The organism is Streptomyces sp. 13-12-16 (assembly GCF_002114215.1).
GTDB lineage: Bacteria > Actinomycetota > Actinomycetes > Streptomycetales > Streptomycetaceae > Streptomyces.
Window position 1 is genome coordinate 1 of the sequence record NZ_NCTE01000108.1, and the last position, 9,050, is coordinate 9,050.

Sequence of the window (9,050 nt, forward strand, 5' to 3'; positions counted from 1 at the left end):
CGCCGCCGGGTCCTTGTCGGCCCACGCGCGCGGCGGCGGGGGACCGGTCACCGGCTGGCCGGGCTGGGGCAGCCGGTCCTCGCTCAGCGCCTTCGCCCGGTCGACGGCCGCCTGCCACTGCTCGAGCTGGCGCCGCCCCACGCGCTGCCCGAACCCGTTGAGCGCGGCGAGGGCGTGGAGGTTGGCGGGGAGGGCGAGCGCGGCCTCCACGATCGCCGCGTCCGAGAGCACCTTGCCCGGGGAGACGTCCCGGCGCTGCGCGATCCGGTCGCGGGTCTGCCACAGTTCCCGTACGACGGCCATCTGCCGGCGCCGGCGCACCTTGTGCATGCCGGAGGTGCGCCGCCAGGGGTCCTTGCGGGGCTCGGGCGGCGGTGCCGAGGCGATCGCGTCGAACTCCTGCCGGGCCCAGTCCAGCTTGCCCTGCCGGTCCAGCTCCTTCTCCAGCGCGTCGCGCAGGTCGACCAGGAGCTCGACGTCGAGGGCGGCGTAGCGCAGCCAGGGCTCGGGCAGCGGGCGGGTGGACCAGTCGACGGCGGAGTGGCCCTTCTCCAGGACGAAGCCGAGCACGTTCTCGACCATCGCGCCGAGTCCGACGCGGGGGAACCCGGCGAGGCGACCGGCCAGCTCGGTGTCGAAGAGACGGGTGGGCACCATGCCTATCTCGCGGAGGCAGGGCAGGTCCTGGGTGGCGGCGTGCAGCACCCACTCGACGCCGGACAGCGCCTCGCCCAGACCGGACAGGTCGGGGCAGGCGACGGGGTCGATCAACGCGGTGCCGGCGCCCTCGCGGCGCAGCTGGACGAGGTAGGCGCGCTGGCCGTACCGGTAGCCGGAGGCGCGCTCGGCGTCCACGGCGACGGGGCCGGTCCCGGCGGCGAAGGCGGCGACCACCTCGGCGAGCGCGGCCTCGTCCGCGACGACGGGCGGAATGCCCTCGCGCGGTTCGAGCAAGGGGGTCGGCGCCTCCGTAGCAGAAGATCCGCCGTCGTCCGGAGGAGCGCCTCCGGTGGTGCGCAGTGAACGGTCTGCTGCGGTGTCGTGGGCGTCGGTCACCTGTCAAGGGTATCCGTGCCGTGAAGGCGCCCGTCGACGGTCGTGTTCCGTGACGGGCGCCGGTGGGTCGTATTCCGGTCAGGAGAGGGAAAGATCGCGTGCGTGAGCCCGGGGGCGGGGCGGAACGGGACGGGTGGGTGCGGTCAGTGGATGATGCCGGTGCGCAGGGCCACCGCCACCATGCCGGCGCGGTCGCCCGTGCCGAGCTTGCGGGCGATGCGGGCGAGGTGGCTCTTGACGGTCAGCGCGGACAGGCCCATGGAGACGCCGATCGCCTTGTTCGACTGGCCCTCCGCCACCAGCCGCAGCACCTCGACCTCGCGGCCGGACAGTTCCCGGTAGCCGCCCGGGTGGCTCGGGGCACCCGGGGGGCGGCGGTGCAGGCGGGCGGCGGCGGCGCCGATGGGGGCGGCACCGGGGCGGGTGGGGAGCCCGAGGTTGGTGCGGGTGCCGGTGACGACGTAACCCTTCACTCCGCCGGCGAGGGCGTTGCGCACGGCGCCGATGTCGTCGGCGGCGGAGAGGGCGAGGCCGTTGGGCCAGCCGGCCGCCCGGGTCTCGGAGAGGAGGGTGAGGCCGGAACCATCCGGCAGGTGGACTTCGGCGACGCAGATGTCGCGGGGGTTGCCGATGCGGGGACGAGCCTCCGCGACGGACGAGGCCTCGATGACATCGCGTACACCGAGCGCCCACAGATGGCGGGTGACGGTGGAACGGACGCGCGGGTCGGCCACGACCACCATGGCGGTCGGCTTGTTCGGGCGGTAGGCGACCAGGCTTGCGGGCTGCTCGAGGAGAACGGACACCAGGCCTCCTGGGTACGGGACGGGCCGGCTCGTGGGGGGTGCAGTGGGGACGAACCGTGCTTTCAAGGTCACAGTCGTCTTCGGCAATAAACCTGGTGTCCTTTAACGAATGATCACGAAGTGATGAGTAACAATCCGAGCAATTCGGACGCACGAGCGATCATTCGAAGACCGAACGGTTTCGATCCGCGTCGCAACGCTTCCGAAAGTGGCCGTGTCGACAAAGAGATGGGCGAGGGCGACCGCCGGGAGCCCCGAGCGGGAGGCTCAGCGCGACTGCGGCCCCCTCCGCTGCGGCAGCGTCACCACGGACGCGTCCCCGGCGGCGGCCGGCGGCAGCCCCGCGACCTGGGCCAGCAGATCGGACCACGCCACCAGATGGGCGGCCGCGTCCGGGGCCCCGCCCAGACCCTCCCGGGGCGTCCAGGACGCCCGGATCTCGATCTGCGAGGCGGCGGGTCGCGCGGACAGCCCGCCGAAGTAGTGGGAACTCGCCCGCGTCACCGTGCCGCTCGGCTCGCCGTACGTCAGTCCGCGCGCCGCCAGCGCACCGGTCAGCCAGGACCAGCACACGTCCGGCAGCAGCGGGTCCGCCGCCATCTCCGGCTCCAGCTCCGCGCGCACCAGCGTCACCAGACGGAAGGTGCCCCGCCAGGCGTCGTGCCCGTCCGGGTCGTACAGCAGCACCAGCCGGCCGTCGGCCAGATCCTCCTCGCCGTCGACGACCGCCGCCTCCAGCGCGTACGCGTACGGGGCGAGCCGCTTCGGGGCGGGCGCGGGATCCACCTCGATCTGCGTCCGCAGCCGCGCGCCGCGCAGCGCCTCGACAGCGGCCCGGAAGGGCAGCGGGGGCGCACCCCCCGCGCCCCCCTGACCGGAGTCCCCTCCGGTCTCCTTCCGTTCGTCCATTCCGCCAGCGCCGTCCGACAGTCGTCCCTGAGCCGCAGCCATGCGGGGAAGATTAAGCGGAACGGGCCCCCGGCGCAGGGAGGGACACCCGCGCCGCCCGGCGGTGTCCGGATCCCGCCCCGCGGGCCCTGGGGTCCGGGCGCGCCGGAGGGTCGTGCGAGACTTGCCGGTGTGAGTGCCAACGCAAGCCCGAAGGGCCAGACGCCGACCGCGACCCCCGATCCCGTCAGGAACGACGCGGTCCAGGAATCCGCCTTCCTCAAGGCGTGCCGGCGCGAGCCCGTGCCGCACACGCCGGTGTGGTTCATGCGGCAGGCCGGGCGCTCACTGCCGGAGTACCGCAAGGTCCGCGAGGGCATCGGGATGCTCGACTCCTGCATGCGCCCCGACCTGGTCACCGAGATCACGCTCCAGCCGGTGCGCCGCCACCACGTCGACGCGGCGATCTACTTCAGCGACATCGTCGTCCCGCTCAAGGCCATCGGCCTCGACCTCGACATCAAGCCCGGCATCGGCCCGGTCGTCGAGCAGCCCGTGCGCACCCGCGCCGACCTCGCCCGGCTGCGCGACCTCACCCCCGAGGACGTCTCCTACGTCACCGAGGCGATCGGCATGCTGACCCGCGAGCTCGGGTCCACCCCGCTGATCGGCTTCGCGGGCGCCCCGTTCACCCTCGCGAGCTACCTCGTCGAGGGGGGCCCGTCCCGTACGTACGAGAACGCCAAGGCGATGATGTACGGCGACCCGGAGCTCTGGGCCGACCTGCTCGACCGCCTCGCCGACATCACGGCCGCGTTCCTGAAGGTCCAGATCGCCGCCGGCGCCTCCGCCGTCCAGCTCTTCGACTCCTGGGCCGGCGCGCTCGCCCCCGCCGACTACCGGCGCTCGGTGCTGCCCGCCTCGGCGAAGGTGTTCGACGCGGTGGCCGGCCACGGCGTCCCGCGCATCCACTTCGGCGTGGGCACCGGCGAGCTGCTGGGGCTCATGGGCGAGGCCGGCGCGGACGTCGTCGGCGTCGACTGGCGCGTCCCGATGGACGAGGCCGCCCGCCGCGTCGGCCCCGGCAAGGCGCTCCAGGGCAACCTGGACCCGACCGTGCTGTTCGCCGGCCGGGAGGCCGTCGAGACCAAGGCGCAGGAGGTCCTGGAGGCCGCCGCCGGACTGGAGGGCCACGTCTTCAACCTCGGCCACGGCGTCATGCCGTCCACCGACCCGGACGCCCTGACCCGTCTCGTGGAGTACGTCCACACCCGGACGGCGCGCTGACCCACCGCGTACGCGCCGCACGCGCGTCGGAACCCGGGGGCGGGGTACTGGGCACACGTTGCCCGCCACGTTCGCTCCCGGGTACGGGCAGGTGGAGGCCCCATGAGGCTCGAGATGTTCGACCCCGCCCCGATCGGCGTCGTCTTCACGCAGGGGCCGGAACACCGGCTCGCGTACATGAACGCCGTCTACCGGAACACCTTCGGCGACCGCCCGCTGGGCCGGACGATCCGCGACGCCTTCCCCGACCTCGCGCAGTCCGGCTACTTCGACATCTTCGACCGGGTCTTCGCCACGGGCACGGCCGAGGTGCTCACCTCCGTACCCGTCGACCTGGCCTACCCCGGCCCGGTGGACGGCGGGACCCGCTACTTCTCGTTCAGCATCTCCCACGCCACGATGAGCGACGGCCGGCCCGGCGTGCTCGGCGTGATCGTCGAGGTCACCGAACAGGTGACCGGCGAGGAACGCATCCGTGTGCTGTCCGAGGAGCGCCGCCGCGCGCTGCAGCGCTACCGCAGCCTGGTGAACGCGAGCTCCCAGATCGTGTGGGTGACCGGCCCCAAGGGCGGGGTGAGCGAGCCGAGCCCCGGCTGGCAGCGGGTGACCGGGCAGAGCTGGGAGGAGTTCCGCGGCGACGGGTGGATCGACGCCCTCCACCCCGACGACCGCGCCGCCGCCGTCGAGTCGTGGCAGCGGGCGCTGGACGAGCAGGCGCCCCGCTGGACCCACACGTACCGGCTGCGGCTGGCCGACGGGGGCTACCGTCACTTCGCCGTCGACGCCGCACCGGTGCGCGACGGGGACACGGTGATCGAGTGGATGGGCACCTGCGCGGACGTCGAACAGGAGTGGCAGGAGGCCCGGCGTGAGGAACTGCTGGCGCGGGCCACCACCGCCACGGCCGGCATCGTACGGCTGGACGAGATGTTCGCCGCCCTCGCCGATGTGATCGTTCCGGGCATCGCCGACAGCTGCACCGTCCACCTCCTCCCGCACGCCCTGCACCGGCTGCCCGGCACCCCGCTGACCGCGCGGCGCATCACCGCGACCACCTGCGAGGGCCTGCCCGACCTGCCCCCGCACCGCGAGGAGCACCTGAGGTCCGGCAGCCCGCTCGCCCGCGCCGCCGACCGGCGCAGCCCGCTCCACGCCGTCTTCCCGCCCGGCGAGCCCCCGCCGGAGCTCACCCCGCCCGACGGCGAACCCTGGCTGGCCGACGGGGTCAACAGCGCCGTGGTCTTTCCCGTCGTCGTCGGCGGCACCACCGCCGCCCTGGTCACCGTCTCCACCAGCGGCGACCGCCCTCCCCTCGGCCGGACCGATATCGGCCTGCTGCAGACCCTCCTGGAACGGGCCCACACCCCCCTCAGCAACGCCCTGGAGTACCAGCGCACCCGGCAGGTGGCGCTGGCCCTCCAGCGCAGCCTGCTGACCGATCCGCCGGACGTGCCCGGCCTCGACATCGCCGTCCGCTACCGGCCCAGCACCGCGGCCGCCGAGGTCGGCGGCGACTGGTACGACTCGTTCGTGCTGCGCGACGGCGCCACCGTCCTCACCATCGGCGACGTCTCCGGCCACGACCTGCCCGCCGCCGTCACCATGAGCCAGTTGCGCAACATGCTCCGCGGACTCACCCTGGACCGCCAGGAACCGACCGGCGCGATCCTGCGCCGGCTGGACGTCGCCGTGCAGACCCTCTACCTGGAGTTCACCGCCACCTGCGTCCTGGCCCGGGTCGAACGCCCGGCCCCCGGCCGTTTCCAGCTCAACTACTCCGTGGCGGGACACCCGCCGCCGCTGCTGGTCGAGGCGGACGGCACCGCGCGCTTCCTGACCGCGGCCCGCTCCCCGATGCTCGGACTCGACCCACAGCCCGAGTACGCCGACGCCGTACAGCCGCTGCCGCCCGGCTCGACCCTGCTGCTGTACACCGACGGGCTGGTGGAGCGCCGTGAGGAGGACCTGACGGCCGGCCTGGAGCGGCTGCGGCTGCACGCCTCGGCCGCCGTCGGACACCCGCTGGAGGCCTTCTGCGACGCGCTGCTCACCGACCAGCTCGCCGTGGACAACGACGACGACGTGGCCATGCTGGCCCTGCGCCTGCCCGTGGTCCCCGCGGACGAGCGCGGGGCAGCGGGCCGGTAGGGGAGGACTACCGGCCCGGCAGCGCCCGCCGGCCGAAGAGGACGCCGCGCGGCTCGGGGGGCGGGGGAGTGCCCCGGCGCAGCGGCCAGGCGAGCAGCATGCCGGCCACGAAGCCGACGACGTGCGCCACGTACGCCACCGTCCCGGCGTCGGTGACTCCCTGGCCGGAGGAGTACACCGCCTGGAGCACGAACCACAGACCCAGCACGATCCAGGCGGGCAGCCGCAGCGGCAGGAAGATCAGGAACGGTACGAGCACCCACACGCGCGCCCTCGGATACAGCACCAGGTAGGCGCCCAGCACCCCGGCGACGGCCCCGGAGGCGCCGATCAGGGGCTCGCCCGAGCCGGCGTTCAGCAGGGCGAAACCGTACGAGGCCGCGTAACCGCAGACGGCGTAGAAGAGCAGGAAGCGGAGGTGGCCCATGCGGTCCTCGACGTTGTTGCCGAAGATCCACAGGAAGAGCATGTTGCCCAGCAGGTGCAGCCAGCCGCCGTGCAGGAACATCGCCGTCAGGACGCTCAGCTCCGGCGACTTGTCGTAGCCCGGCGGGCCGATCACGCATCCCGGACCCTGCGGGCCCACCCCGGTGTCGCCCGTGGGCACCAGGTTCGGCATCCGGTGGTGGATCAGCTCCTGCGGCACCACCGCGTACCGTTCCAGGAACGCCTGGAGGTGGCACAGGTCGGCCAGGCCGCCCCCGCCGGCCGGAGAGCCGGTGACGCCGGGCGTGAGGACGACGAAGACGACGAGGTTGGCGGCGAGCAGCGCGTACGTCACCCAGGGGGTGCGCCGCGCGGGGTTCACGTCATGGACGGGGATGACCACATCCCCCTTGTGCCCGGGCGGCGGGCGGTGAATCCGCGGCGCCGCTGAACGCCGCCGTCCGGTCGTGCGTATGACTCGTCGACCGTCCGCGGCCCGGGGAAGGGGCCGCGGGGCCGACGTGAGGAAACTGGCGATGAACGACCGAGTGACTCCCGCGATGCACGCGCTGCCCGACGGCGAGGCCGAGCTCACGCTCGTGGTGCGCCTGCCCTGGGAGGACGTCGCCCGGCTGGGGCAGGAGGCGGGGCGGCTCGCGTCCCAGATGCGGCGGCCGGTCACGCTGGACGAGGCGGTGAGTCACCGGTTGCGTTCCGCGAAGGCCGCCGCGCACGCGAGGCCGGCGGGGGAGCAGCCGCCGCCGGTGCCGTCGAGTGCCTCGGTGTCCTCATTGCCGTCCCGGCCGCCGGCCGAGCAGGCGCGGCAGGCGATCGAGAGGATCAACGGGACGGGGTGAGGGTTTTCGGGGGCGCCGTAGGGGTTCGGTCGGGCTGCGGGGTGCCGACCGTATGTGGCTTGTCGCGCCCACGCGGCGGAGCCGCACGTCGAATTCGGCCCCGCGCCCCTGGAGGGGCGCTCACCGCACCCCCGCTACACGGTCGCCCTGATTTTCGCCGCCGCCTTCCTGGCCGCCACCAGGACCGGGTCCCAGACCGGGGAGAACGGTGGGGCGTAGCCCAGGTCCAGGGCCGTCATCTGCTCGACCGTCATGCCGGCGGTGAGGGCGACCGCCGCGATGTCCACGCGTTTGCCCGCGCCCTCGTGGCCGACGATCTGGACGCCCAGGAGGCGGCCGGTGCGCAGTTCGGCGAGCATCTTCACCGTCATGGGGGAGGCGTTCGGGTAGTAGCCCGCGCGGCTGGTCGACTCGATGGTGACCGCCTCGAAGCGCAGGCCCGCGCGGTGGGCGTCCTTCTCCCGCAGCCCGGTGCGCGCGATCTCCAGGTCGCACACCTTGCTGACCGCCGTGCCGACCACGCCGGGGAAGGTGGCGTAGCCGCCGCCGGCGTTGGCGCCGATGATCTGGCCGTGCTTGTTGGCGTGCGTGCCCAGCGGGATGTGCCGCTGCTGTCCGGAGACCAGGTCGAGGACCTCCACGCAGTCGCCGCCGGCCCAGACGTTCTCGTGCCCGCGCACCCGCATCGACCGGTCGGTGAGCAGCCCGCCGTGTTCCCCCAGGGGAAGCCCGGCGGCCCGTGCCAGGGTCGTCTCCGGGCGCACCCCGATGCCGAGCACGACGACGTCCGCCGGGTACTCGGCGTCCTCTGTGGCGACCGCGCGCACCCTGCCGTCGTCCCCGGTGAGCAGCTCGGTGACCTCGGCGTCGTTCACCATGGTGATGCCCATGCCCTCCATGGCGCGGTGCACCAGGCGCCCCATGTCGGGGTCGAGGGTCGCCATGGGTTCCTCGCCGCGGTTGACGACCGTCACCTCGTAGCCGCGGTTGATCATCGCCTCGGCCATCTCCACGCCGATGTAACCCGCCCCGACGACCACCGCGCGGCGCCCGCGCGTGCGGGACAGGGTGTCGAGGAGGGCCTGTCCGTCGTCCAGGGTCTGCACGCCGTGCACCCCGGGGGCGTCCATGCCGGGCAGCTCCGGGCGGATCGGCCGCGCACCGGTCGCGATCACCAGTTTGTCGTACGACGTCCAGGACTCGGCGCCGGAATCGACGTCCCGCGCGCGTACCCGCCCCCGGTCGAGGTCGAGTTCCGTGACCTCGGTGCGCAGCCGCAGACCGATGTCCCGCGCGCGGTGCTCCTCGGCGGTGCGCGCGATCAGCCGGTCCCGGTCGGGGACGTCACCGCCCACCCAGTAGGGGATGCCGCACGCCGAGAAGGAGGTGAAGTGGCCGCGTTCGAACGCCACGATCTCCAGCTCGTCCGGGCCCTTCAGCCGGCGGGCCTGTGACGCCGCGGACATCCCCGCGGCGTCACCGCCGATCACCACCAGGCGTTCCCTCGCACCGCGCGCATCGCTCATGTTCATGTGAACACGCTACGGGGAGAGGGGATTTCAGTCCCGTTCGAGGACCTATC

General features: G+C 73.5%; 8 protein-coding genes. 3 read left to right on the plus strand and 5 right to left on the minus strand.

Translation table 11 applies throughout. The features are described 5' to 3' along the window. The 3 genes from B7767_RS05235 to B7767_RS05245 form a co-directional block, all read right to left on the minus strand. Positions 1 to 1,056: ribonuclease D (locus B7767_RS05235; RefSeq protein WP_085571087.1), on the minus strand; the 1,056-nt coding region annotated here is incomplete at its 3' end. Positions 1,057 to 1,199: 143 nt separating this feature from the next. After that, entirely contained in the window at positions 1,200 to 1,862 is a 663-nt protein-coding gene (locus B7767_RS05240; RefSeq protein ID WP_004923664.1) for a response regulator transcription factor, read from the minus strand. 267 nt (positions 1,863 to 2,129) lie between these two features. Beyond that, positions 2,130 to 2,771, minus strand: coding sequence for a DUF3000 domain-containing protein (locus B7767_RS05245; protein WP_371101816.1), 642 nt, complete (start codon positions 2,769 to 2,771; stop codon positions 2,130 to 2,132). Positions 2,772 to 2,942: 171 nt separating this feature from the next. On the opposite strand from B7767_RS05245, the gene hemE reads away from it, so the two are divergent. Beyond that, a complete protein-coding gene (gene hemE, locus B7767_RS05250; protein WP_085571082.1) occupies positions 2,943 to 4,037 on the plus strand; it encodes a uroporphyrinogen decarboxylase in 1,095 nt (364 codons plus the stop codon). 102 nt (positions 4,038 to 4,139) lie between these two features. Continuing rightward, the gene (locus B7767_RS05255) at positions 4,140 to 6,185 is read left to right on the plus strand and encodes a SpoIIE family protein phosphatase (RefSeq protein WP_085571083.1); all 2,046 of its coding nucleotides are present in this window, start codon (positions 4,140 to 4,142) and stop codon (positions 6,183 to 6,185) included. Between the two features lie 7 nt (positions 6,186 to 6,192). On the opposite strand, the gene B7767_RS05260 is transcribed toward B7767_RS05255, so the two are convergent. Continuing rightward, a complete protein-coding gene (locus B7767_RS05260) occupies positions 6,193 to 7,014 on the minus strand; it encodes a rhomboid family intramembrane serine protease (protein ID WP_085571084.1) in 822 nt (273 codons plus the stop codon). 133 nt (positions 7,015 to 7,147) lie between these two features. On the opposite strand from B7767_RS05260, the gene B7767_RS05265 reads away from it, so the two are divergent. Next, the gene (locus B7767_RS05265) at positions 7,148 to 7,468 is read left to right on the plus strand and encodes a hypothetical protein (protein ID WP_085571085.1); all 321 of its coding nucleotides are present in this window, start codon (positions 7,148 to 7,150) and stop codon (positions 7,466 to 7,468) included. Between the two features lie 134 nt (positions 7,469 to 7,602). Here B7767_RS05265 and B7767_RS05270 read toward each other — a convergent pair whose 3' ends face one another. After that, positions 7,603 to 9,000: an FAD-dependent oxidoreductase gene (locus tag B7767_RS05270; RefSeq protein ID WP_085571086.1), complete on the minus strand. Its 1,398-nt coding sequence runs from the start codon at positions 8,998 to 9,000 to the stop codon at positions 7,603 to 7,605. Positions 9,001 to 9,050 lie beyond the last annotated feature (50 nt).